Source organism: Pseudomonas sp. SYWMCR5 (assembly GCF_057197165.1).
The window spans coordinates 224044-249787 of sequence record NZ_JBXUNH010000002.1 but is presented as its reverse complement, the minus strand read 5'-3'; the positions used below and the strand labels follow the sequence as shown (position 1 = coordinate 249787).

Below are 25744 nucleotides of genomic sequence, written 5' to 3'. Positions count from 1 at the left end.
CAAGCAGCGTGCCGCTTGCCTGAGCCGCATGCCACAAGGCCGCAAGGCAGACGTGCACGGCTGTTGCATGGGGGCCTGTACACGCATCGGAGGGCATCGCCATGCAGCGCCGCATTCGCACACAACGTGGTTTCACCCTGCTCGAACTTCTGGTGGTGCTGGTGGTGCTCGGCCTGCTGGCCGGCATCGTCGCGCCCAAGTACTTCAGCCAGCTCGGCCGCTCCGAAGCCAAGGTTGCCCGAGCGCAGATCGAAGGGCTGGGCAAGGCACTGGACCTGTACCGCCTCGAGGTGGGCCACTACCCCAGCAGCGAGCAGGGTTTGCAGGCGCTGGTCACCGCCCCCGGTGGCGAGGCGCGCTGGTCCGGCCCTTATCTGCAGAAGGCCGTGCCCCAGGACCCTTGGGGCCGCCCTTACATCTATCGTCAGCCGGGTGAGAACGGTGGCGAGTACGATCTGCTGTCGATGGGCAAGGACGGCCAGCCCGGTGGTGACGGCGAAAACGCCGAAGTCACCAGTTGGCAGTGAGGGCATTCGCCATGCGCTACAGCCTCAAGGCCCTCGGCAGGCAGGGTATCGTGCAAATGCAGGTCGAAGCTGAGGATGCCGAGCATGCCCGGCGCCAGGTTCAGGACCAGGGGCTGCGGGTAGTGAGCCTGCAACGCCAGGGGTTGTCCTGGTCGCATGGCAACTGGCGGCGCGCTCAGCCCTTCGACCTGGTGCTGTTCAGCCAGGAGCTGGGGACTCTGCTCGACGCCGGCCTGCCCCTGATCGATGCCCTGGAAAGCCTGGCGCAAAAGGCGCCGAACGCCCCGGCGCGCAAGGTGCTTGGCCAACTGGTGAGCCAGCTGTACGAAGGCCGTTCGCTGTCCCAGGCGCTGGCCCAGCAGCCCCGGATCTTCCCCGGGCTCTATGTGGCGCTGGTGCAATCCAGCGAGCGCACCGGAGCCCTGGGTGATGCCCTCGGCCGCTATATCAGTTATCGCCAGCGCCTGGACCTGGTGCGCCAGAAGCTTGTGGGCGCGTCGGTCTATCCCTTGTTGCTGTTGTTGGTCGGAGGTGGGGTCGTATTGTTTCTGCTCGGTTATGTGGTGCCGCGCTTCAGCCTGGTGTTCGAAGGCATGGGCAGCGAACTTCCGTGGCTGTCGCGGGTGCTGATGAAGGTCGGCCTGTTTCTGCATGCCCAGCAACTGCCCTTGGGGCTCGGCACACTGACAGGCATCCTCACCCTGGTGCTGCTGCGCCGCCACCCGCGTGTGCGCCGCGTTGCCAACCGCCAACTGCAGCGCCTGCCGGCCTTGCACCAGCGCTTGCTGATGTACGAGCTGGCGAGGTTCTATCGTTCGCTGGGGATCCTGCTGCAGGGTGGCATTCCGATCCTGACCGCAATGGGGATGGCGCGCGGACTGCTCGGCAGCGTTGCAGGCGAAGGACTGGAGCGTGCGGCGCGGCAGGTGGGAGAAGGGCTAGCCTTGTCGGCGGCGCTGGAGGCTGGCGGGCTGGTCACGCCGGTGTCGCTGCGTCTGCTGCGGGCGGGGGAGCAATCAGGGAACCTGGGGCAGATGCTCGAACGGTGCGCCGATTTCCATGACCAGGAGATCGGTCGTTGGGTCGAGTGGTTCGTGCGCTTGTTCGAACCACTGCTGATGACCTTCATCGGGCTGCTGATCGGGCTGATCGTGATCCTGATGTACATGCCGATCTTCGAGTTGGCCTCGAGCATTCATTGAGCGGGGCACAACGCCGATCTCAATAGTCGAAGCGCTCCACCGCCCGCCGCCGCTCGTTGTCGTCACGTCGGTCGTACCCTGCGGTGGTCTGGATGTTCACATGGTGGGCAAGCTTCTGGGCAATCGACAGGTCATGCTCCTCGATCACCCGGGTAATGAACGCCCTGCGAAAATCGTGCGGCATGATCTTCGCCCCCACCTGCGCGCCACGCTGGCGGGCGATGTAGTAGATCGCATGCTTGGTGATGCGCGCACGGGTGATATGGCTGCCCCGGCGAATCCGGTTGAAGAGGAAGGGATCGTCCGCCGCGCCCTCCGGCAATTGCGCGCGGCGCAGGTCGAGCCAGGCCTGCAGCTTGTCGAAGGCCCAGGCCGGGGCGTACTTGACCAGTTGCCGATTGCCCTTGCCCAGCACCTGCAGGCTGTGTTCGTGGAAGTCGACATCGCACAAGTCGATGTCCACCGACTCGGACTTGCGCATCCCGGTGCCGTACAGCAAGGCGATGATCGCCGCATCGCGCACACCTTGCGGCCGCGGATCGGCAGCGCAGACTTCCATCAGCTCACGGATCAGGCTGCGTCGCAGGTTGCGCCCGGGTGGCAGGCGCGTGCCGCTCGCAGGCTTGACCTCGCGAATCCTGAGTAGATGCTCGTGGTCGATCAGCCCCTGGCGCCAGGCCTCATTCATCACCCCGCGCACCGCGTTGACGTACAGCGAAGAGGTATTGGGTGCAAAACCATCGGCACGCAAGGCTGCCACCAGGGCAATGACGTGGCCAGGTTCGATCAGGTGCCAGGGCACCGCGGCGATGTCGCAATCGGCGAACCCCAGCCGGTCGGCGGCATCCTGGAGGATATAGCGCATGGTCAACTGGCTGGAGGGCGCCAGGCGTGCCAGGTACTGCAGCAAGGGATTGTGCAGGGAATCGGTCAAAACGTGGATCCTGTAGCGTGAAACGAGTCATCACCTTGATACACAAGGCTTTTATCGATGGCGAACGCGGATGGTACCTGATGATCGACCACGGATCGAACGCGCGGCGACACAACACCACCTGGTGCAGGCTAAAGTGGAAGACAACCCAGACTACCGCCGAGCGCCCATGGCTTTCCACCGCCTGACCCGAACCCACCCACGCCTGACCCTTGCCACGCTTGTTGGCCTGCTCGGCGGCTGGCTGATCCCCGCAGACGACTGGACCCAGCGTTTTCTCGCAGGCTGGAACCTCGGTGTCTGGCTGTACCTAACGCTGGTGCTGTGGCTGACCTGGCGCGCTACATCCCAAACCGTGCGCAAGGTCGCCAATGTCGAGGACGAAAACGCAGGCCTGGTCCTGTTCACCGTCTGCATTGCAGCCATTGCCAGCCTGGTCGCCGTGACCCTGCAACTGGCGTCCAGTCGCGGCCTGCACGGCAGCGCGCAGGCCCTGCACTACCTGTATACCGGCCTGACCGTGGCCGGATCCTGGCTGTTGATCGGCTGTATCTTCAGCCTGCACTACGCGCGGCTGTTCTACACCGACAGCCACAAGGAGCCCCCTCTGCGCTTCGCCGATGGCGAACGCAACCCCGATTACTGGGACTTCCACTATTTCTCCTTCACCCTCAGTGTCGCGGTCCAGACCTCGGACATAGGCGTGGCCAGCCGAGCCATGCGCCGGGTGGTGCTGGCCCACTCCCTGGTCAGTTTCGTGTTCAACACCGCGATCCTGGGTTTCACCATCAATATCGCCGCCGGCCTGCTCAGTTGACCGCTGGTCCGAAAGCGCAGGTCGGTCAGGTTCGCACCCGTTGCTCGCCAAGCCACGCGGAAAACGTTTGCCCCCATGGACGCCCGTGATTTGCCGGAGCCACGTGGATGTGACCTGTGTCATGCATTCGCCGATTTGTCATCTTCGCTGCGCGACACTGGCGCCGTAGCTGCTATGTTTAAGTTTCGCTGTCCCCCCTGCCCTTCACGACAAGGCCAGGCACAGGGTTCAGCGACCAGGCGCCCGAACACCCGGAAATGGAGGCTGGCATGAACAAGATGACGTTCCCCAACGCCTGCCAGGTGATGCGCTGGCATTTCCACCCGCTGGGCTTCGAGGCCAGCATGGATGCACCACGCAGCATGGTCGCGCGCTTGTTCGACCGGGCCACTGGCGAAACCCTGCTGGCCATCGCCGGCATTCCCTGCGCCGCGATCATGGCCGCGGCAGATGTGGAGCGCATCATCGAGGCAGTCGAAGCCGAGATGGACGCCTTCAACCCCTTCCCTACCCTGCGCGACGCGGGTTAGCCGTTCTCGCCCTGCGTCAGCCGTTGCATGAACTGCTCGGCCGGTACCGGCTGACCCAGCAAGTAGCCCTGCAGCGAATCGCAGCCCAGGCGGGTCAGGAAGTCCTGCTGACGATCGGTTTCAACGCCCTCGGCAACGATCCGCAAACCCAATGCCTGCCCCAACGCAACGATCGCCGAAACGATCGCGGCATCGTCGCTGTCATGCTCGAGGTCGCGGACAAAACCGCGGTCGATCTTCAGCTCGTTCGCCGGCAGGCGCTTGAGGTACATCAGGCTGGAATAGCCCGTCCCGAAGTCGTCGATGGACAGATCGACGCCCATGTCCGACAAGCGCTGCAACACCGTCAGGCTGGCATCGGCATCGCGCATGGCGGTGGTTTCGGTGATTTCCAGGGTCAGGCGGTTGGCCGGCAGGCCGTTGTCGGCCAAGGCTCGCGAGACACTGTCAACCAACCCTGAATGGCAGAACTGGATGGCCGACAGGTTCACCGCGATGCGCCAATGTCCATGACCCTGATCCAGCCACAGGCGCATCTGCCGGCAGGCTTCGCCCAGCACCCATTCGCCGATGGGGATGATCAGGCCGGTCTTCTCCGCCAGGCCGATGAAACGGTCCGGCAGCAACAGCCCTTGCTGCGGGTGCTCCCAACGCAACAAGGCCTCGGCACCGATCGGCGTACATTGGTGCGCTTCGAACTTGGGTTGGTAATACAGCCGGAACTGGTCATGCTCGAGCGCCGCGCGCAGGTCCTGCAGCAATTGCAGCTGCTGGCGGGCGTTACTGTTCATCGAGGTGTCGAAAAAACTGTAGCCGTTCTTGCCCGCGCTCTTGGCGTGATACATGGCCGCATCGGCATTGCGCAGCAGTTCGTGCTGGTCCTGGCCATTACCCGGGTAGAGCACGATACCCAGGCTTGCCGACAATTGCAGGTCGTGCTCTGCAACACGAAATGGCCTGGCTACCAGATTGACCTGTTTGTCCGCCACGCCCACAGCATCGTCCGGTTCCTGCAACTCGACCAGCAGGACGAACTCGTCACCACCAATCCGCGCCAAGGTGTCCTGGCTATGCAGATGTCCACGCAGCCGCGCAGCCACCGCCTTGAGCAACTGGTCGCCAACATGATGGCCGAAGGCATCGTTGACCGGCTTGAACCCGTCCAGGTCGATGAACATCAGCGCAAAGCAACCACCTTGCTCTGCCACCTTGGCCATGGCCTGCTCGATACGGTCGGCCAGCAAGGTGCGGTTCGGCAGCCCGGTCAGGGTGTCGTGCAGGGCCAGTTGCGTCAGCTCCAGGTTGGCCTGGGTCAATGAGCGCGCAAGTTCCGCGGTGCGGGATTCGAGGCGCGCGTCCAGCACCGACGTCAGCAAGGCCACCGCCAGCACCGCCAGGGTGGTGATCAGTACTGCATAGTCCAGCCAGTCGCCAGACAACCCGCCGACCAGCGCACCGCAGTAACTACCCTCGGGGAAGTTGGCCGCCGCCATGCCGGTGTAGTGCATGCCGACGATGGCAACCCCCATCAGCACCGCTGCGGCACCGCGGATCTGCCGAACGTACGGCGTCTGCCTGCGCAGGCGGAAGGCAATCCATAAGGCTGCCGCCGAGGCGCCCACGGCGATGGCCAGCGAAGCACCGAACAGCGCCGGGTCGTAGTCGATCCCGGGCAGCATCTGCAAGGCAGCCATGCCGGTGTAGTGCATGCAGGCAATCCCGGTGCCCATGAACAGCGCACCCAAGCCCACCTGCGGGCAACTCAACCGCGGCTGGCTGACCAACCACAAGGCAAAGCCTGCAGATAACACGGCGATCAGCAGTGACAACGCGGTCAAGCCCAGGTCGTAGCCCAGCTCGATGGGCAACTCGAAGGCCAACATGCCGATGAAATGCATCGACCAGATGCCGATTCCCATCGCCAGCGCCCCGCCGCCCATCCACAGATACACCGCGCGTCCCTTGGCGGTGGCGATGCGGCCTGCGAGGTCGAGTGCGGTGTAGGACGCCAGGATGGCCACGCACAGCGAGATCAACACCAGCGAAGAGGAGTAGCTACCTGTCAGCATTTCAAGTTCCGGCAGAGGGCGAGGAAGGGCCCGGAAAAGGCGGAGGATTTTACGCGAACAGGGAGGAAAGGCACGGGATTTTGCGGGGACTACAGGGTGGAAGATCCAGCGGTCGGTTACGCACGGTGCCGGCGTTATCGCGGGCTTGCCCCGCGATAACGCCGGCACTGCAACCTTACTGTTTGTCAGCCTCTGCGAACGCCGGCCCCGCTTCCCAGCCGCCGCCCAATGCCGCGATCAACTGCACGCTGGCCACCAGGCGCCCCTGCAGCAGATTCAGCACACTGCGTTCGTTGCTCAGCGCCGTGGTCTGCACGTTCACCACATCCAGATAGCCGATCAATCCGGCACGGTACTGGTTCTCGGTCAGGCGCAACGATTCACGGGCAGCATCCAGCGCTTCTTGGCGTACCACCGCTTCGTCGGCATACACCTTCAACTGCACCAGGTAGTTCTCGACCTCCTTGAAGCCATCGAGCACCGTCTGGCGATACTGCGCTACGGTCTGGTCGTAGACCGCCACGGTGCGGTCCACCTCGGCGCTGCGCTTGCCAGCGTCGAACAGGGTCAATGCCAGTTGTGGCCCCACCGACCAGTAGCGATTCGGCAGCTCGATCCAGTTGTTGAAGCTGCTGCTCGAATAGCCGCCATTCATGCTCAACGACAGATCGGGGAAATAGGCCGCGCGCGAGACGCCGATGTTCGAGTTGGCGGCCATGACCTTGCGTTCGGCCGAGGCGATATCCGGACGACGCTCCAGCAACTGCGACGGCAAGCTCACCGGGATCGGCGGCAGCGCAGGGATATCGTTGCTGGCGGCCAGCGAGAACTCGGCCGGCGCCTTGCCCATGAGCACGGCGATGGCATTTTCATACTGGGCGCGCTGCCAGGCCAGGTCGATCAGGTCGGCCTGGGTGCTCTTGAGCTGGGTACGTGCCTGGGCGACGGCGTCCGGGCCGGCGACGCCGGCGCGGTACTGGTTCTCGTTCATCCGCAGCGAGCGCTCGTAAGCGGCCACGGTGGCTTCGAGCAAGCGTTTCTGTTCGTCGATGACCCGCAGCTGCAGGTAGTTCTGTACCAGTTCCGACTGCTGGCTCAGGCGAATCGCCGCCATGTCGGCGAGGCTGGCCTGGGCGCTGGACTCGTTGGCATTCATGGTCTCGCGCAGTTTGCCCCACAGGTCGATTTCCCAGCTCACGCCCAACTGCGCGTTGTAGGTGTCGCGAATGCCGCTGCTGTTGTTCGACAGGCTCGAGCTGGAACTGCCAGTGCCCTGGGCTGAACGGTTCTTGCTGGTGGTGAGGTTCAGCGACGGGAACAGCGACGCCCGGCTGCTGCGTACCAGGGCCTGGGCCTGACGGTACTGCGCTTCATACTGGGCGACCGTCTGGTTGCTGCGGTTGAGTTCCTCGACCAGGGCGTTCAGGCCCTTGTCGCCATACAGCTCCCACCAGGCACCGCGGGCGATGGCATCCGAGGGGTTGGCCTGGGTCCAGCCCTCGGCCTGCTTGAACTGCGTCGGGGTGCTGACCTCGGGGCGGTGATAATCGGGGCTCAGGGTACAGGCACTGAGCATCGCCACACACAGGCCGGCGCCAAGCAGGCGCGATCCACGGCCACGGGTCAGCAATTGCAGGGCGCGGTGCAGCGGGGTCTGGGCAAAGTTCATAGCGGGGTTTCCAGGGCGGCGTCGGTGCGCACGCCGCGCCAACGGTTGAAACGGTGGCGCGCGCGGTCCAGGTACAGGTAGACCACGGGCGTGGTGTAAAGGGTGAGGATCTGGCTGAAGACCAGGCCACCGATGATCGTCAGGCCCAGCGGCTGGCGCATTTCCGCGCCTTCGGCCTGGCTGAGCAGCAACGGCAATGCGCCGAGGATGGCGGCGATGGTGGTCATCAGGATCGGTCGCAGGCGCAGCAGGCAGGCGCGACGGATCGACTCTTCCGGCGACAGGCCTTCATTGCGCTCCAGTTGCAGGGCCAGGTCGATCATCAGGATGGCGTTCTTCTTCACCACCCCGATCAGCAGGAACAGCCCCAGCAACGAGATCAGGCTGAACTCCCCGCCGGTCACGTAAAGCGTGAGCAATGCACCAACCCCCGCCGACGGCAGGGTCGAGAGGATGGTCAGCGGGTGGATGTAGCTCTCGTAGAGGATGCCCAGCACCAGGTACACCAGAACCAGTGCACCGAGGATCATCAACGGCTGACCCTGGGCGGTCTTGGTGAAGGCGTCGGCACTGCCACCGAGCTTGGCGATCACCGACTCCGGCAGGCCCAGCTTGGCCACCTCGCGCTCCAGCGCCGCCAGGGCCTGGTCGACGCTGTAGCCCTCGGCAACGTCGAAGGAGATGTCTTCGGAGGCGAACTGCCCCTCATGGCTGACCCGATCATTGGCCAGGCTGTTCTCGTAACGGGCGATGGTCGACAGCGGCACCCGCGCACCCTCGGCCGTGATCACCTGCACCTGCTCCAGGGTGCTCGGGTCCCAGGCGTATTTGGGGTTGATCTCCATTACCACCTGGTATTGGTTGAGGCTGTCGTAGATGGTCGAAATCTGCCGCTGGCTGTAGGCGTTGTTCAGCACGGCAGTGACCATGTCCATGTCAATGCCCAGGCGCTTGGCCTGGTCGCGATCGACCACCAGGGTCACTTGCTGGGTGCCGGCACCATCGCGGGCGTCGATGGCCGTCAGCTCGGGCAATTTGCGCAAGGCCGCGGCCACCTTGGGGAACCACTCGCGCAGGGCTGCCAGATCCCCGCTTTGCAGGGTGTAGAGGTATTGCGAGGTGCTTTGATCACGCCCGCCACCGCCCAGTTGCAGGTCCTGGTCGGCCATCAGGTACAGGCGCCCGCCCGGCACCTTCGGCAACTCCTTGCGCAGACGCTCGATGACCTTCTGCGCATTCTCCTTGCGCTCGGCGATCGGTTTCAGCCGTACCAGGACGAAGGCGTTGTTGGTGCCGCTGTTACCGCCAATGAAACCAGCGACGCTCTGCACGGCCGGGTCCTTGAGCAGCGCCCGGCGGTAGATTTCCATCTTAGGCTGCATCACGGTGAACGACAGCCCGTCATCGCCCCGCACGAAGCCCTGCAACTGACCGGTATCCTGCTGCGGCATCAGGGTCTTGGGCACGATCACGTACAGGGCGACGTTGAGCACGATGGTCGCCAACAGGCTGATCAGCGTCAGCCGGCGATGACGCACGGCCCAGCCCAGGCTCTTGTCGTACCCCTCGACCATGCGTTGGTGCACCCGGTCGCTCCAGCGCTGCAAACCCGTCTGGTGTTGTGGGGCATGGGGTTTGAGCCAGCGCGAGCAGAGCATCGGCGTGAGGGTCAGCGACACCAGCAGCGACACCAGGATTGCTGCGGCCAGGGTGATCGAAAATTCCTGGAACAGCCCGCGCACGATACCGCCCATGAACAGGATCGAGACGAACACCGCCACCAGCGAAACGTTCATCGACAGCAGGGTGAACCCCACTTCCTTGGCACCCAGAAACGCAGCGCGCATGGGCTTGGCGCCATTCTCGATGTGCCGGGAAATGTTCTCCAGCACCACGATGGCATCGTCCACCACCAGCCCTGTGGCCAGGATCAATGCCATCAGCGACAGGTTGTTCAGCGAAAAGCCACACAGGTACATGACCGCAAAAGTGCCCACCAGCGACACCGGCACGGCAAGGCTCGGAATCAACGAGGCACGCAGATTACCCAGGAACAGGTAGACCACCAGGATCACCAGCACCACGGCAATCAGAAGCGTGTGCTCGGCTTCCTTGAGCGTGGCCTTGATCACCGGCGAGCGGTCCATGGCGACGTTGAGCTTGACGCTGGCCGGCAGCAGCGACTGCAGGGCCGGAAGCTGGTCCTTGATCTGTTGCACGGTCTGGATGATGTTGGCGTTGGTCTGGCGGTTGACCACCAGCAGCACCGCCGCATCGTCGTTGAAGAAACCGCTGTTGTAGCGGTTCTCGACACCGTCGCTGACCTTGGCCACATCGGCCAGGCGCAGGATGGCACCGTTCTGCTGGCGGATCACCAGCGGCTTGTAGTCATCGGCCTTTTCCAGCTGGTCGTTGGCGCGTACCTGCCAGTTGCGCTCGGCATCCTCGACGAAACCCATGGGGCGGCGCTGGTTGGCGTTGGCCACGGCGGTGCGTACATCGTCCAGCGCCAGGCCATACTGGTTGAGCAACTGGGGCTCAAGCTCGATGCGCACCGCCGGCAGCGAACTGCCGCCGATCTGCACTTCCCCTACCCCACTGACCTGCGACAGGCTCTGCGAGAGGATGGTGTCGGCCAGGTCGTACAACTGCCCTTTGGACAGCACGTCCGAGGTCAGCGACAGCACCATGATCGGCGCCTGCGACGGGTTGACCTTCTTGTAGGTGGGCATGCTGCGCATGCCGCTGGGCAGCAGGTTGCGGGTGGCGTTGATTGCAGCCTGCACCTCGCGCGCCGCGCCGTCGATGTCGCGCCCCAGGTCGAAGCCGATGATCACCCGTGTCGAGCCTTGGCTTGAGCTGCTGGTCAGGGTGCTGACCCCGGCGATGCTGCCCAGCTTGCGCTCCAGCGGCGTTGCCACGGTCGAGGCCATCACCTCCGGGCTTGCGCCTGGCAGGCTGGCCTGCACCACGATGACCGGGAAGTCCATCTGCGGCAGCGGCGAGACCGGCAGCAGGCCGAAACTGACGCCACCGAGCAGCATGATCGCCAGGCTCAGCAGCATGGTCGCCACGGGCCGGCGAATGAACGGTCCGGACAGGTTCATGCCTCGGCCTGCGCGGTATCAGCGGCCGGGCGCCAGCGGCGCGCCAGGCGGTCGAAGTAGAGGTAGATGACAGGCGTGGTGAACAGCGTCAGCACCTGGCTGACCAGCAGCCCGCCGACCATCACCAGGCCCAGCGGTTGGCGCAGTTCGGCGCCGGAGCCGGTGGCGAGCATCAACGGCAAGGCGCCGAACAGCGCCGCCAGGGTGGTCATCAGGATCGGCCGGAAGCGCAGCAGCGCGGCCTGGTAGATCGCCTCGCGCGGGCTCATGCCCTGGTGACGCTCGGCCTCCAGGGCGAAGTCGATCATCATGATCGCGTTCTTCTTGACGATACCGATCAGCAGGATGATACCGATGATGGCGATCATCCCAAGGTCGTTGCCACTGAGCAGCAGCGCCAGCAAGGCACCCACGGCCGCCGACGGCAGGGTCGAGAGGATGGTCACCGGGTGGATATAGCTCTCGTAGAGCACGCCGAGCACGATGTACATGGTCACCACGGCGGCGAGGATCAACAGCAAGGTGCTCGACAGCGAGGCCTGGAAGGCTTCGGCGGCGCCCTGGAAGCGGGTCTGCACGCCCAGCGGCATGCCGATGTCCTGCTGCACCTGCTCGATCACCTGCACCGCTTCGCCCAACGACACGCCCTGCCCGAGGTTGAAGGACATCATCACGGCGGGGAACTGGCCGATGTGCGAAATGGCCAACTGCGCCTGGCGCTGTTCGATGCGCGCCAGCGCCGAGAGGCGAACCTGCCCGCCATCGGTGGCCTTGACGTGAATCGACTCCAGCGCCTGCGGGCCAATGCTGGCCGCCGCCTGCGACTGCAGCACCACGCGGTACTGGCTGGCCTGGGTGTAGATGGTCGAGATCTGCCGCTGCCCGAAGGCGTCGTACAAGGCGTTGGTGATCTGCGCGACGGTGATGCCCGGGCGGCTGGCCATGTCGCGGTCGATCACCAGATACACCTGCAGGCCTTTGTCCTGCAGGTCGCTGGCAACGTCGGTGAGCTCAGGGCGCTGTTGCAGGGCATGGACCAGCTTGCCGCTCCACTCGGCGAGCATGTCCGGGTCAGGCGAGGACAGGCTGAACTGGTACTGGGTGCGGCTGACCCGGTCCTCGATGCTCAGGTCCTGTACCGGCTGCATGAACAGGCGAATACCCACCAGCCGGTCGAGCTGCGGCTGCAGGCGGCTGATCACCTGGCTGGCCGTGACATCGCGCTCCGCATGGGGCTTGAGGTTGATCAGCAGGCGCCCGCTGTTGAGCGTGGCGTTGTCCCCGTCCACACCAATGTACGAAGACAGGCTCTGTACCGCCGGATCCTGCAGGATCACCTTGCTCAGTGCCTGCTGGCGCTCGCTCATGGCGCTGAACGAGATGGACTGGGGGGCTTCGGAAATGCCCTGGATCACCCCGGTGTCCTGCACCGGGAAGAAGCCCTTGGGCACGATGATGTAGAGGAACACCGTCAGCGCCAGCGAGCCCACCGCCACCAGCAAGGTCAGCGGCTGGTGCTTGAGCACCCACGTCAGGGCGTGGCTGTAGCGTTCGATCAGCCAGTCGATCCAGGCACCACTGGCGCGGTAGAAGCGGCTCTGCTCTTCTTCCTTGGGTTCACGCTTGAGCAAACGCGCGCACATCATCGGCGTGAGCGTGAGCGATACCACCAGCGAGATCAGGATCGCCACCGCCAGGGTGATGGCGAACTCGCGGAACAGCCGGCCGACGACATCGGCCATGAACAGCAGCGGGATCAGCACCGCGATCAGCGAGAAGGTCAGCGAAATCAGGGTGAAGCCGATCTGCCGGGCGCCTTTGAGCGCTGCCTGCATCGGCGTTTCGCCTTCTTCGATGTGCCGGGAGATGTTCTCCAGCATGACGATGGCATCGTCCACCACGAAACCCGTGGCGATGGTCAGGGCCATCAAGGTCAGGTTGTTGATCGAAAAGCCGGCCAGGTACATCACACCGAAGGTGCCGATCAGCGACAGCGGTACGGCGATCGACGGAATGATCGTGGCGCTGACCCGCCGCAGGAAGACGAAGGTGACCATCACCACCAAGGCGATGGCGAACAGCAGCTCGTGCTGCACATCGCGCACCGCGGCGCGGATGGTCTGGGTTCGGTCGGTGAGCACGCTGACGTCGAGGCCGGCCGGCAGGTTGTCGGTGATCGACGGCAGCATCTCCTTGATGCGGTCGACCACTTCGATGACATTGGCCCCGGGCTGGCGCTGGATGTTCAGCAGCACCGCGTGGTTTTCATTGGCCCAGGCCGCCAGGCGCTCGTTCTCGGCACCGTCGACGATCTCGGCGACGTCCTTCAGGCGCAGCGGTGCGCCGTTGTTGTACTTGAGGATGAGGTTGGCGTATTCGTCGGGCGAACGCAGCTGGTCGTTGGCATCGAGCATCGACACCCGGGTCGGGCCATCGAAGTTGCCCTTGGGCTGGTTGACGTTGGAGGCGCCGATCAAGGTGCGCACATCGTCCAGGTTCAGGCCGTTGGCGGCCAGGGCATCGACGTTGACCTTGATCCGCACCGCCTGGCGCTGGCCGCCGGCGATGCTGACCATGCCGACGCCGCTGATCTGGGCGATTTTCTGCGCTACACGGGTGTCGACCAGGTCGTTGAGCTTGGGCAGCGGCATGGTGCCGGAACTGATGGCCAGGGTCAGCACCGGGGTATCGGCCGGGTTGACCTTGTTGTACACCGGCGGGGCCGGCAGGTCGCTGGGCAGCAGGTTGCTGGCGGCGTTGATCGCAGCCTGGACCTGCTGCTCGGCAACGTCCATGTTCATGTCCAGGTTGAAGCGCAGGGTCAGCACCGAGGCGCCGCCCGAACTGGTCGAGGCCATCTGGCTAAGGCCCGGCATCTGGCCGAACTGGCGTTCCAGCGGCGCAGTGACCGCGCTGGTCATCACCTGGGGGCTGGCGCCCGGGTAGAGGGTCATGACACGGATGGTCGGGTAATCGACCTGGGGCAAGGCTGCCACCGGCAGCATCTTGTAGGCGATCAGGCCGGCCAGGACGATGGCCAGCATGCTCAGCGTGGTGGCGACCGGGCGCAGGATGAACAGCCGCGAGATGTTCATGCGCCCGCCTTGCTCGACTCACCGGTCTGGGCCGAGCCCTTGGCTTCCTGGCCTTGCAGGTGCTGGCCAGGGGTGGTCGGCACTTGCGAGCTGTCGTCGACCACCTCGACCTGGGTGCCCTCGCGCAGGCGGTCGGTGCCTTCGAGCACCAGGCGCTCGCCGGCCTTCAGGCCCTCCAGGATCACGCTGTTCTCGCCGTCGCTGGCACCAACCTTGAGCTTGCGGACATTGACCTTGTTCTCGGCGTTGACCACATAGGCGAAGGTGCCGTCGTTGCCGAACTGGATCGCCGCCGCCGGGGCCAGCACCACCTGCTTGAGGGTATCGGCCAGCAGGCGCACGTTGACGAACTGGTTGGGGAACAGGGCGAGGTCCTTGTTCTCGAAGAAACCCTTGAACTTCAGGGTGCCAGTGGTGGTGTCGATCTGGTTGTCGAAACTGCCCAGCACACCGGTGGACTGCAGCTTGCGGTCACCGCGGTCCCAGGCCTCGACCGGCAGGCGCGCGCCACTGCGGTAGCGCTCGAGCACGGTGGCCAGTTCGGTTTCCGGGAGGGTGAAGGCGACGTTGATCGGTTCGGTCTGGGTGATCACCACCAGCGCGGTGGTGTCGTTGGCCGCCACCAGGTTGCCCAGATCGAGCTGGCGCAGGCCCAGGCGACCGCTGATGGGGGCACGAATCTGGGTGAACTCCAGGTTCAGGCGTGCGTCGTTCACCGCAGCCTGGTTGGTCTTGACCAGCCCCTGGAACTGCCCGACCTGGGCTTCGGCGGTGTCCAGTGTCTGCTTGGCGATGCTGTCTTCGGCGTACAGGCCTTTATAGCGGGCCAGATCGACCTGGGCGTTCTTCAGCTGCGCCTGGTTCTGCGCCAGGGTGCCCTCTGCCTGCTGCAGGGCAATCCGGTACGAGCGCGGGTCGATCTCGGCCAGCAGGTCGCCAGCCTTGACCTGCTGCCCTTCCTTGAAGTGGATCTTGACCAGCTCACCCGCCACCCGGCTGCGAACATTGACCGTGTTAGCCGCCGTGACCGTACCCAGTGCCTTGTAGTAGAGCGGGAAGTCGCCGACCCGCACAGGTTCGACGCGCACCGGCACCGGGTCGCTGGAGGCCCCGAAGCCTGGGCGCCCGCCTTTGCCCATGCGCACGCCCTGCTCCTTGTGCGTCGGGGCAGCGGCAGGCCACAGCCACCAGGCCAGCAAGGCCACCAGCAGCAGGATCAGCAGGCCGAACAGCCAGCGACGGGGAGAACGGGAGGCAGAAGCTTGCATGGGTTGAACGAACCTTGTTCAGAGAGTGGCGACCGGGGGAGATTGAACGATAAGCACTGGCATCGCTTTAGCAAAGGGCCTTTACCAGGCATTTACCATTGGCTGACGTTGCTAAAACGATGAACTTTAAATGAAAACGGCCCGGAATGGCTTCCGGGCCGGCGTAACAGTGTGTAAACCGCTGGGGCCGCACTGCGGCCCTCTGCCCGCGTTTACTTCAGAACAGCCAGAGCGGCGTCGTAGTTCGGCTCGTCGGCGATTTCCCCGACCAGTTCGGCGTGCAGCACCTTGTCGTTCTCGTCCAGTACCACAACGGCGCGGGCGGTCAGGCCGGCCAGCGGGCCGTCGGCGATGGCAACGCCGTAGTTCTCGATGAACTCACGACCACGCAGGGTCGACAGGTTCTTTACATTCTCCAGGCCTTCGGCGCCGCAGAAGCGCGCCTGGGCGAACGGCAGGTCGGCGGAGATGCACAGCACCACAGTGTTGGCCAGGTCATTGGCCTGGGCATTGAACTTGCGCACCGAGGTAGCGCAGGTCGGAGTGTCGACGCTCGGGAAGATGTTCAGCACCTTGCGTTTGCCGGCATAGTCCTTCAGCGACTTGTCGGCCAGGCCTTCGCCGACCAGGGAAAAGGCAGGCGCCTGGGCACCGACCTTGGGCAGCTCGCCCTTGACCTGAACCGGGTTGCCTTTGAGAGTCACTTGAGCCATGGCAGAAATCCTTATAAGGTTTGAAAAGGATTCCGAGTTAATCGCTTTTAGCGTCGGGCTGCAAGCTTCGAGCAACAGGCAGGCGCGGATTGCCGCGCGCCCGCCTGCTCTGTGCGACGGCCTCAGTTCAGCAGGCCGTAGACCACCGAACTCAGGGCCACCAGGCCGATCGCCACGACGAAGAGGTTGGACATCGCGCCGCTGTACTTGCGCATCGACGGCACACGACGGATGGCGTACATCGGCATCAGGAACAGCAGCACCGCGAGGATCGGGCCGCCCAGCGACTCGATCATGCCCAGAATGCTCGGATTGAGCGTGGCGACGATCCAGCACACCACCAGCATCAGCGCCGCGACCACACGATCCAGGGCCTTGGCCCCCGGGCGCAGGCCGGTCTTGACGATGATCCCCTTGAGGCCTTCGCTGGCACCGATGTAGTGGCCCAGGAACGACTTGGCGATGGCGACGAAGGCGATCAGCGGCGCGGCGAAGGCGATGGCCGGATTGCTGAAGTGGTTGGCCAGGTACGACAGGATCGACAGGTTCTGCGCCTTGGCCTCGGCCAGTTGCGCGCTGCTCAGGGTCAGCACGCAGCTGAACACGAAGAACAGCACCATCACCACCATCAGCAGATGGGCACGGGCCAGGATCTGCCCACTGCGCGCGTCGGCATGCTCGCCATAACGGCGCTTCTGATCGACCGCGAAGGCCGAAATGATCGGCGAGTGGTTGAACGAGAACACCATTACCGGGATCGCCAGCCACAGGGTGTGGAGGAAGGCCGAACCAGACGGCAACTGGCCAGCAGTATCGAGAATGCCACCATTCCAGTGCGGCACCAGGTACAGGGCCAGCAGCGCCAGGGCGACGATAAAGGGATACACCAGCAGGCTCATGACCTTGACCGTGGCCTGCTCACCGCAGCGCACAATGGCCAGCAGGCCGAGGATCAGCACGAACGAGAGGATCGCGCGGGGTGGTGGCGTCATGTGCAACTGGTGCTCCATGAAGCTTGCGACCGTGTTGGTCAGCGCCACGCTGTAGATCAGCAGGATCGGGAAGATGGCGAAGAAGTACAGCACGGTGATCAGCGCACCGGCGGTGATGCCGAAATGCTCCTCGACCACCTCGGTGATATCGCCGCCCTTGCTGCCGGACAGCACGAAACGGGTCAGCGCACGGTGTGCGTAGTAGGTCATGGGGAAGGCCAGCACGGCCAGGATCAGCAGCGGCCAGAAGCCGCCGAGGCCGGCGTTGATCGGCAGGAACAGCGTGCCTGCGCCGATGGCCGTGCCGAACAGGCCCAGCATCCAGGTGGTGTCTTGACGCGACCAGCTACCGAGGGTGGCTTGTTGGGTCGATTCGAAGCGTTGTTCGACGCTTTGGGCCTGCTCATTCATTCCGGGTGCAACTCCACTCGCAAGACTGCAACAGGCTGAGAGTGGCGAAATAGAAGCCTCACGCCACCTCAACCGAAAAAGAGGGGCGCGATTGTGCACTGAATAGGTGCTGTTGCGAAGCCCCGTCCGAGGGACGGCACCTGTTTTGAGAAGAGGAAGCGAATCGTTGTGGGAGCGGCGGTTCGCCGCTGCGACTTGCCCGCGAAGGCGTCGGTAATCTCACCTCTTTGTTTCGCGGGCAAGCCCGCTCCCACAGGCCAGGCATGCCTGGCCCGGCGGATCAGCCCTGCTGCACCGCCGCAAACGCCTCGGCGACACGCTGCAGGTTGTCCGGACGCAAGCCAGCCATGCACACCCGGCCGCTGTCGATGATGTAGACACCGAATTCGTCACGCAGGCGGCGCGCCTGCTCGGCACTGAAGCCGGTGTAGCTGAACATGCCACGCTGGCGCAGGAAGAACTGGAAGTCCTGGCCTGGCAACTGCTTGGCCAGTGCATCGACCAGCCCCTGGCGCATGTCGAGGATACGCTTGCGCATGGTCTCGACTTCCGCCTGCCACTGGGCGTTCAGGCCGGCATCGCCGAGCACGCCGGCGACCAGCAGCGCACCATGGCTGGGTGGGCTGGAGTAGTTGCGGCGCACCGTGGCCTTGAGCTGACCCAGCACGCTCTGGGCGCTCTGGGCATCATCGCTGACCACCGACAGGCCCCCTACCCGCTCGCCATACAGCGAGAAGATCTTCGAGAACGAGTTGCTGACCAGGCACGGCACACCGGCACGGGCCATTTCACGGATAGCGTAGGCGTCTTCGGCCAGACCTTCGCCGAAGCCCTGATAGGCGATGTCGAGGAACGGAATCAGCTCGCGAGCCTTGACCACCTCAACCACTTGCTGCCACTGGCTCTGGCTCAGGTCGACGCCGGTAGGGTTGTGGCAGCACGGGTGCAGCAGGACGATGCTGTGCTTGGCCAGGGTCTGCAGGCTCGCCAGCATGCCGTCGAAATCCAGGCCGCGGGTGGCCTGGTCGAAGTACGGGTAGGTGTGCACCTTGAAGCCCGCGCCTTCGAAGATCGCGCGATGGTTGTCCCAGGTCGGATTGCTGACCCACACCTCGGACTGCGGGAAGTAGCGCTTGAGGAAGTCGGCACCGACTTTCAGTGCACCCGAGCCGCCCACGGTCTGCACGGTGGCGACACGTCCGCCGGTCACTGCCGGATGGTCGGCACCGAACAGCAGCGCCTGGATCGCCTGGCGGTAGCTGGCCAGGCCTTCCATGGGCAGGTAAAGCGAAGCCTCATGCGGCTGGCCGGCCAGACGCTCCTCGACCTTGCCCACCGACGGCAGCTGCGGCACCACGCCAGCTTCGTCGTAGTACAGACCGATACTCAGGTTGACCTTGTCGGCGCGGGGATCGACCTTGAAGGCTTCCATCAACGAGAGAATCGGGTCGCCGGCATAGGCATCGACATGTTTGAACACAGCGTGCAGCTCCTTGGATCAGGACAGTTCGGAAAGGCTTCCCCGAGCATACCTGCAGTGACGCGCAAGGAACATCACTGAATGTGCAAGGTGTGAATGCAGGTTTGCATAGCAGTGCCGATAGTGCACATCTGTTGATTTTTGCAGCAGCCACTGTCTTGCTGAAAATCCGAAAACTGGCGCGGCTCCCGTGGGAGCGAGCCGTTTGCAAGATCGCGGGAGATATCCCACAGAAAAGCCAGATCAAGCCGGCAGACTCCTGCATCTCCATCACGGCATCGTTCGCAGCTCGTCGGGCCAGCCCATCAGCTGAAGAGCGCGCATGCGAGCTGAAAAGACTTATCACCATGTCGGACGCTACGGGATCGCATTCGACATCAGCGAATCCATCATCCAACCTGGTCAATGCTGTGACCTCCCCAAGCTGAGCCTGCCATCCGTTCATGGAGCGCACTACAAGGTGACTATCAATGCACGGGAACTGTACGACCGGATGCTCCCGGGGAAACTGCCCTGTCATATCAAGATCCTCGTATCTAGACCACTTACGAGGGAGCTGGCCGACCAGCTCAACGAAAACCGGATAACAGTGGCGGCGTTGGTTAGCGCGGCGATCTCCGCTGCTACAGGAGCGGGAGTTGCGGGAGCCTTCGGGAAACTTGCAGGCAAGATTGCTGGAGGAACAACCGGGGCTGCGGCGACAATCGCGATCAGGAACCAGCTCCCCACCTTCCATTCCTCGGATGTACTGGTTTCACTTGAGGCTCAGGTCAAAGGCGGAATTGGCCCTCAAGTCTCAGCTTTGACGCTTATTCTCTGAGACGCTTGCGATGCCGGAAATTTATCTCACCATCGCCCTGCTAACGATCACTGTCCTACTTGAGTGGCTGTGCAAATCCGCAACCATCCGCCGCGTTTTGGGGCTATCACTCATCACATTGGGTATCACGACTTGCTCCCAACTGGGAACAGAGCAAGTACTGGCATTGGACGGTGGGTGGTGGGGATGGTTCTTTTCCAGCCTCGGGTATTTTCTCCTGTGGAAACGCTCCTCGTTCTTTGATCGTCAAAAGAACTGATCGGGGCCGCCCTGGCAAGAGTCGATGCCATTTCAAGGCACTGGACATACAGGTGACTAACATCATGATAATTCTATAAGCGCACGATGCCGGAAATAATCCAGATAGCGTGCATTATCGTCACCAGCCTGTTGCTCGACTGGCTATGCAAGCCTGTGGCGCTACGCAGACTCCTGTATTTATTTTTCCTGACAACAGGCATTGCGACCTGCACTCATATAGGCAGTCGCGAAGTCCTCTATTGGAACGGCGGAGAATGGAGCGTCTTTCTTATATTGGCAGGCTTTCCTCTGCTCTTCGAGCGCAGTCGCTGGTTCGACCGTGAGCCCTGACAGCCCCCGGGCGTCAGGGGAACGCTCAAAGGCAGATTATCTACAACTCACGCTGGAGACGTGATTGTTTCCATCAGCGCCCAGGTCAATGGCGGTATTGGCCCGCAAACTTCATCAATTACCCTCTTGATAGCACGGGAGTAGTACGTATGCCCCTGCTCTACGCCACGATTGGCTGTTTGGTCCTTTTCATAACTCTCAATTATTTGTGCAAACGCACGTCCGTCCGACTGGGCCTGTGCCTTGTATTCATGATCCTCGGGATGACCTCATGCACCACCATTGGACGTCATGAACTCCTGCAAGTGGATGGAGTGACATGGGGCTCCTTGCTATGGGTTACCGGGATCAGCCTGCTTTACCAACTCGTTCATCTATCGCGTCATGACGAAAGCTGAGATTGAAAGCAACCTGCAAATCAGGCGCTGTTCAGTCCAACATCGCCTGAAGTTCTCGCCAGTCATGCCCATCAACCGCCACCCCTTCCCGCTCCGAAACCGCCCGCTCCCTGAACCGCCGCTCCCCAGGCAGGCGCGACAACCCTGCCGCCTGCATCTGCTCCACCAACGCCCGGCTGCGCTCGGCAAAGCGTCCACCTTCAGCCTTGCTCGGGTCGATGACGATGATCAGCTGTCCGGTCCAGGGTGTCTTGGCGCCTGGATGCTGCGACCAGTCGAACTCCCAGGAAAAATGCCCGCCCGTCAGCGCCGCCGCGAGCAGCTCGGCCATCATCGACAGCGCAGAGCCCTTGTGCCCACCGAACGGCAGCAAGGCGCCGCCTTCGAGGATGGCCTTGGGATCGGTGGTCGGTTTACCCTCGGCATCGACGCCAACACCGGGCGGCAACTGCTCACCCTCGCGCGCGGCGATCTGTACATCACCATGGGCCATGGCACTGGTGGCCATGTCGAAGACGATCGGGGCGAGTCCCTGACAAGGTGCGGCGAACGCGATGGGGTTGGTGCCGAACAACGGTTTGCAGGCGCCATGGGGCACCACGCAGGTCATGCTGTTGACCACGCTCAATGCAACCAGGCCCTCTTCGGCAAAGGGTTCCACATCCGGCCAAAGCGCCGCGAAATGGTGGGAGTTATGAATAGCCAGCACGGCAATACCCGCCTGCCGCACCTTCTCCACCAACAACGTGCGTGCCGCAGCCAGGGCTGGCTGGGCGAAACCGCCCTTGGCATCGACCCGCACGAAGGCCGGGGCGACATCCGTGACCTCGGGCACCGCAGCGCCATCGACCCAACCGCTGGTTAGCGTCGAGACATAACCCGGCATGCGGAACACACCATGGCTGTGAGCACCATCGCGCTGGGCGCTGGCGCAGTTGGCGGCCAGCACTGCGGCCACTGACTCGCTGCATCCATGACGCTGGAAGATCTGCTGCAACCGCTCCTGCAACTGCGCAAGAGGCACACGTACGACGGGATCGGTGGATGGTGCAGACATCTGAAACTCCCTTTATTGGATTTGGAATGGCGATAGCCCAGGGCAATGTCTGCCACTCTTCCCTCGGCAAGGGTGTGCTGTCAAATCCGGCAAGCGCGCAAACGCCAGATTTATTGCAGCGCTGCAATGACCCAACTGCGTCGTTAAATATTATTGACCGACTGCCCTGCCAAAGCCTTGTCGGCTCGGGCTTCCAGCAGGCGAAGCCCCCAAAAACAGGCAGATCGCCCCCTGAAACCGACCCGCCAGTCGTTTGACATATTAAACGGCTCTGGCAAGCTATGAAGCATGTCCCGACCGGTCCGCAGCCTTCAGGCCGCGCCGGCAGTGCTCGGGACCACAGGTCACGCATCAAGGGCCAAAGGCCGCGGACCTGCACAACAACGACAGGTAAAACCTGTCCCAAGGTGACATATGTCCAACAGCAACATTGGCAACAAGCAACCCGCCCTGCGCAAACCCGTCGTCCTGATGACCATGGGTACCCAAGAGCGCAAAGGTCACGACTATCAGGTCATGACCCATAAATACATCACTCCCCTGGTCGATTTCGCCGACTGCGTACCGGTTCTGGTCCCTACCTGCTGCGGCACCGACGCCCTCGAGGCGTACCTGGACATGGCCGACGGCGTCTACCTGACCGGCGCCGGCAGCAATATCGATCCGGCCCTCTATGGCCAGGAGAACGAAACCCCCGGCAAGGCCCAGGACAAGGATCGCGACCTGTTCGACATCCCCCTGGTACAACTGGCCATCGCCCGCGGCCTGCCGATCTTCGGCATCTGCCGTGGCATGCAGGAAATCAACGTGGCCCTGGGTGGTGACATCTACCAGAAGGTCTACGCCGAACCTGGCTTCAACGACCACCGCGAAAACCCTGAAGACCCGGTCGATGTGCAATACGCCGCCTCCCACGGCGTGAAGATCAAGCCCGGTAGCTGGCTGCGCGACACCCTGGGCACCGACGAGATCCGCGTGAACTCGCTGCACGGTCAGGGCCTGCGCAACCTGGGTGAAGGCATCGAGCCGATCGCCCACGCCGAAGACGGCCTGGTCGAGGCAATTCATGCACCGAGCATTTCGCCCTTCCTGTTCGCGGTGCAGTGGCACCCCGAGTGGCAAGCGGCGAAGAACCCTGATTCGATCAAGATGTTCCAAGCCTTCGGCGACGCCTGCCGCGCCCAGGTCCGCAAGTCCCAGGCCAGCAAGCGCCACCAGGCGGCCTGACCCCTCTTCGTTAGCTTTGATCGCGGGGCGGCGCAAGGTCGCCCCTGCTTCCCCGGTCACCCTCTGCTGGTCCCAGAACACTTCCCGTGGAAGCGGGCGGCGGGCTTGTGCCTGTCTCCGCGATCTTTTTTTTCCTCAAGACATACGATGACTGATCGGCCGTAGTGCACGATCAGCCGTTTCGGCTGGTGGTTGCGGCTCTATCGCGGACGAGGCCGCTCCTACAAAATCACAGCTATGGCTGATCCACCGGGAGCTGACGCACACCGCGACAGGGCCCTACGGATAGGCGTCGCTTCAAAAATTTTCTCAGGCAGGGCTAGTCATAGTGTAAGTTGTACGATAACTTACCTCTCACCTTGGTACACCTTCTTACCCAAGCGCCCCCAGGATGCCTACAACAATGAATCCACAAGAACTGAAATCCATCCTCTCCCACGGCCTGTTGTCGTTCCCCGTCACCGACTTCAACGCCCAGGGCGACTTCAATCCCGCCGGCTACATCAAGCGTCTGGAATGGCTGGCCCCCTACGGCGCCAGCGCGCTGTTCGCCGCCGGAGGCACCGGTGAGTTCTTCTCCCTCGCTGCCAGCGAATACAGCCAGGTGATCAAGACTGCCGTTGACACCTGCGCCACCTCCGTACCGATCCTGGCTGGTGTAGGCGGTGCCACCCGCCAGGCCATCGAGTACGCCCAGGAAGCCGAGCGTCTGGGTGCCAAGGGCTTGCTGCTGCTGCCGCACTACCTCACCGAAGCCAGCCAGGACGGCGTAGCCGCCCACGTGGAAGCCGTGTGCAAGTCGGTGAAGATCGGTGTGGTGGTGTACAACCGCAACGTCTGCCGCCTGAACGCTGCACAGCTCGAAAAACTGGCTGAGCGCTGCCCGAACCTGATCGGCTACAAGGATGGCCTGGGTGATATCGAGCTGATGGTGTCGATTCGTCGCCGCCTGGGCGATCGCTTCAGCTACCTGGGTGGCCTGCCGACCGCCGAGGTGTATGCTGCGGCTTACAAGGCACTGGGCGTGCCGGTCTACTCCTCGGCCGTGTTCAACTTCGTACCCAAGACCGCAATGGACTTCTACAACGCCATCGCCCGCGACGACCACGCCACGGTCGGCAAGTTGATCGATGACTTCTTCCTGCCGTACCTGGACATTCGCAACCGCAAGGCCGGTTACGCGGTGAGCATCGTCAAGGCCGGCGCCAAACTCGCGGGCTACGACGCAGGCCCGGTACGCACCCCGCTGACCGACCTGACCGGGGAAGAGTACGAAATGCTCGCCGCCCTGATGGACAAAATGGGCCCGCAATAAGCGACCCCCGCGGCCTGCCAATGCCGCTGCCGGAGCGCCAGCCGCGCTCCGGCCCACAATCCGAATGCCCCGCACAACAATAAATAGTGGGAGAACACCAGCATGCAAGCGACGAAAAAGACGCATGTACGCTACCTGATCCTGTTCATGCTGTTCCTGGTGACCACGATCAACTACGCCGACCGCGCCACCATCGCCATCGCCGGTTCAAGCCTGCAGAAGGATCTGGGCATCGACGCGGTCACCCTCGGTTATATCTTCTCCGCCTTCGGCTGGGCCTACGTGGCCGGGCAGATTCCCGGCGGCTGGTTGCTGGACCGCTTCGGTTCGAAGAACGTCTACGCATTCAGCATCTTCACCTGGTCGCTGTTCACCCTGCTGCAAGGTTTCGTCGGCGGCCTGCCGGTGGCCTGGGCAGTCGTCACCCTGTTCACCCTGCGCTTTCTGGTCGGGTTCGCCGAAGCCCCGTCGTTCCCGGGCAACGCCCGGATCGTTGCGGCCTGGTTCCCCACCGCCGAACGCGGCACGGCCTCGGCGATCTTCAACTCGGCGCAGTACTTCGCCACCGCGCTGTTCGCACCGCTGATGGGCTGGATCGTGTTCAGCTTCGGCTGGGAACACGTGTTCGTGGTCATGGGTGGCCTGGGCATCCTGTTCTCGATGGTATGGATGAAGACCATCTACAACCCTCGCCAGCATCCGCGCATCAGCCCGGCCGAACTCGAGCACATCGAGCAGAACGGCGGCCTGGTGGACATGGACCAGAAACGCGGCAACGACGGCCCGAAGTGGGGCTACATCAAGCAACTGCTGACCAGCCGCATGCTGCTGGGCGTGTACCTGGGCCAGTACTGCATCAACGCCATCACCTACTTCTTCCTGACCTGGTTCCCGGTGTACCTGGTGCAGGAGCGCGGCATGACCATCCTCAAGGCCGGCTTCATAGCCTCCTTGCCGGCCATCTGCGGCTTCATCGGTGGGGTGCTGGGCGGTGTGCTGTCGGACTGGCTGCTGCGCCGCGGCAACTCGCTGACCTTCTCGCGCAAGCTGCCCATCGTCTGTGGCCTGTTGCTGTCCACCACCATGGTGTTCTGCAACTACGTGGACGCCGAATGGATGGTGGTCGGCTTCATGACCCTGGCCTTCTTTGGCAAAGGCATCGGCGCCCTGGGCTGGGCAGTGGTCGCCGACACCTCGCCCAAACAGATCGCAGGGCTCTCGGGCGGCCTGTTCAATACCTTCGGCAACATCGCTTCGATCACCACGCCGATCGTCATCGGCTACATCATCAGTGCCACCGGCTCGTTCAAATGGGCACTGGTGTACGTGGGTGCCAATGCGCTGGTAGCGGTATTCAGCTACCTGGTGATCGTCGGCCCGATCAAGCGCATCGAGCTCAAGGACGAAGCCACACCGCAAGCGGCGCCCAACGCCGAACTGGCCGGCTCGCGCCAGTAACCTGAAGTACGCCGGCGCCCCGGGATGGGCGTCGGTGGCCGTATAAAAGCCTGAAAGAAATCAC

At 63.2% G+C, this 25744-nt stretch carries 18 protein-coding genes; 8 read left to right on the top strand and 10 right to left on the bottom strand.

All coding sequences use genetic code 11. The annotated features are described in order from the left end of the window. Positions 1-101 precede the first annotated feature (101 nt). Positions 102-527 (top strand): type II secretion system major pseudopilin GspG, encoded by a 426-nt coding sequence (gene gspG, locus AC2CGW_RS07010; protein ID WP_186664325.1) that lies wholly within the window; start codon positions 102-104, stop codon positions 525-527. Between the two features lie 11 nt (positions 528-538). Further along, positions 539-1729 (top strand): type II secretion system F family protein, encoded by a 1191-nt coding sequence (locus AC2CGW_RS07005; protein ID WP_186708943.1) that lies wholly within the window; start codon positions 539-541, stop codon positions 1727-1729. 19 nt (positions 1730-1748) lie between these two features. On the opposite strand, the gene AC2CGW_RS07000 is transcribed toward AC2CGW_RS07005, so the two are convergent. Then, positions 1749-2663 (bottom strand): site-specific integrase, encoded by a 915-nt coding sequence (locus AC2CGW_RS07000; protein WP_186708941.1) that lies wholly within the window; start codon positions 2661-2663, stop codon positions 1749-1751. A gap of 169 nt (positions 2664-2832) precedes the next feature. On the opposite strand from AC2CGW_RS07000, the gene AC2CGW_RS06995 reads away from it, so the two are divergent. Both AC2CGW_RS06995 and AC2CGW_RS06990 read left to right on the top strand, forming a co-directional pair. Then, complete coding sequence (locus AC2CGW_RS06995) at positions 2833-3480, top strand: DUF1345 domain-containing protein (protein WP_186708991.1); 648 nt, start codon at positions 2833-2835, stop codon at positions 3478-3480. Between the two features lie 269 nt (positions 3481-3749). After that, positions 3750-4010, top strand: a complete 261-nt coding sequence (locus AC2CGW_RS06990; RefSeq protein ID WP_186664320.1) for a DUF1652 domain-containing protein — start codon at positions 3750-3752, stop codon at positions 4008-4010. Here the strand turns inward: AC2CGW_RS06990 and AC2CGW_RS06985 are convergent. The 8 genes from AC2CGW_RS06985 to AC2CGW_RS06950 all read right to left on the bottom strand — a co-directional run bounded on the left by AC2CGW_RS06985 (position 4007) and on the right by AC2CGW_RS06950 (position 18814). After that, on the bottom strand, positions 4007-6079 hold the full coding sequence (locus tag AC2CGW_RS06985; protein ID WP_484573758.1) for a putative bifunctional diguanylate cyclase/phosphodiesterase: 2073 nt from the start codon (positions 6077-6079) through the stop codon (positions 4007-4009). The two genes, AC2CGW_RS06990 and AC2CGW_RS06985, sit on opposite strands and share 4 nt — an antisense overlap. A 175-nt stretch (positions 6080-6254) precedes the next feature. After that, the gene (locus AC2CGW_RS06980; RefSeq protein ID WP_186664316.1) at positions 6255-7748 is read right to left on the bottom strand and encodes an efflux transporter outer membrane subunit; all 1494 of its coding nucleotides are present in this window, start codon (positions 7746-7748) and stop codon (positions 6255-6257) included. Then, positions 7745-10855, bottom strand: a complete 3111-nt coding sequence (locus AC2CGW_RS06975; RefSeq protein ID WP_484573757.1) for an efflux RND transporter permease subunit — start codon at positions 10853-10855, stop codon at positions 7745-7747. Before AC2CGW_RS06975 ends, AC2CGW_RS06980 begins: the two co-directional genes overlap by 4 nt. Continuing rightward, the gene (locus tag AC2CGW_RS06970; RefSeq protein WP_484573756.1) at positions 10852-13950 is read right to left on the bottom strand and encodes an MdtB/MuxB family multidrug efflux RND transporter permease subunit; all 3099 of its coding nucleotides are present in this window, start codon (positions 13948-13950) and stop codon (positions 10852-10854) included. Before AC2CGW_RS06970 ends, AC2CGW_RS06975 begins: the two co-directional genes overlap by 4 nt. Beyond that, a complete protein-coding gene (locus tag AC2CGW_RS06965) occupies positions 13947-15218 on the bottom strand; it encodes an MdtA/MuxA family multidrug efflux RND transporter periplasmic adaptor subunit (protein WP_411382602.1) in 1272 nt (423 codons plus the stop codon). Before AC2CGW_RS06965 ends, AC2CGW_RS06970 begins: the two co-directional genes overlap by 4 nt. A gap of 212 nt (positions 15219-15430) precedes the next feature. Beyond that, entirely contained in the window at positions 15431-15931 is a 501-nt protein-coding gene (gene tpx / locus AC2CGW_RS06960) for a thiol peroxidase (protein ID WP_186664309.1), read from the bottom strand. A 122-nt stretch (positions 15932-16053) separates the two neighbouring features. Further along, the gene (locus AC2CGW_RS06955; RefSeq protein WP_186664307.1) at positions 16054-17334 is read right to left on the bottom strand and encodes a serine/threonine transporter; all 1281 of its coding nucleotides are present in this window, start codon (positions 17332-17334) and stop codon (positions 16054-16056) included. Between the two features lie 280 nt (positions 17335-17614). Further along, positions 17615-18814, bottom strand: a complete 1200-nt coding sequence (locus AC2CGW_RS06950; protein WP_186664305.1) for an amino acid aminotransferase — start codon at positions 18812-18814, stop codon at positions 17615-17617. A gap of 322 nt (positions 18815-19136) precedes the next feature. Here AC2CGW_RS06950 and AC2CGW_RS06945 point away from each other — a divergent pair, with 322 nt between their 5' ends. Further along, positions 19137-19634 carry a hypothetical protein gene (locus tag AC2CGW_RS06945; protein ID WP_484573755.1) on the top strand — a complete coding sequence of 166 codons (498 nt, stop codon included), beginning with the start codon at positions 19137-19139 and terminating at the stop codon, positions 19632-19634. Positions 19635-20654: 1020 nt separating this feature from the next. On the opposite strand, the gene AC2CGW_RS06940 is transcribed toward AC2CGW_RS06945, so the two are convergent. Beyond that, positions 20655-21680: an Ldh family oxidoreductase gene (locus AC2CGW_RS06940; RefSeq protein ID WP_484573754.1), complete on the bottom strand. Its 1026-nt coding sequence runs from the start codon at positions 21678-21680 to the stop codon at positions 20655-20657. 414 nt (positions 21681-22094) lie between these two features. Here AC2CGW_RS06940 and AC2CGW_RS06935 point away from each other — a divergent pair, with 414 nt between their 5' ends. The 3 genes from AC2CGW_RS06935 (at position 22095) to AC2CGW_RS06925 (ending at position 25680) form a co-directional block, all read left to right on the top strand. Then, on the top strand, positions 22095-22907 hold the full coding sequence (locus tag AC2CGW_RS06935; RefSeq protein ID WP_186664299.1) for a gamma-glutamyl-gamma-aminobutyrate hydrolase family protein: 813 nt from the start codon (positions 22095-22097) through the stop codon (positions 22905-22907). 403 nt (positions 22908-23310) lie between these two features. After that, positions 23311-24222 (top strand): 5-dehydro-4-deoxyglucarate dehydratase, encoded by a 912-nt coding sequence (gene kdgD / locus AC2CGW_RS06930; protein ID WP_186664298.1) that lies wholly within the window; start codon positions 23311-23313, stop codon positions 24220-24222. Positions 24223-24324: 102 nt separating this feature from the next. Next, entirely contained in the window at positions 24325-25680 is a 1356-nt protein-coding gene (locus AC2CGW_RS06925) for an MFS transporter (protein ID WP_288377240.1), read from the top strand. Positions 25681-25744: the final 64 nt, after the last annotated feature.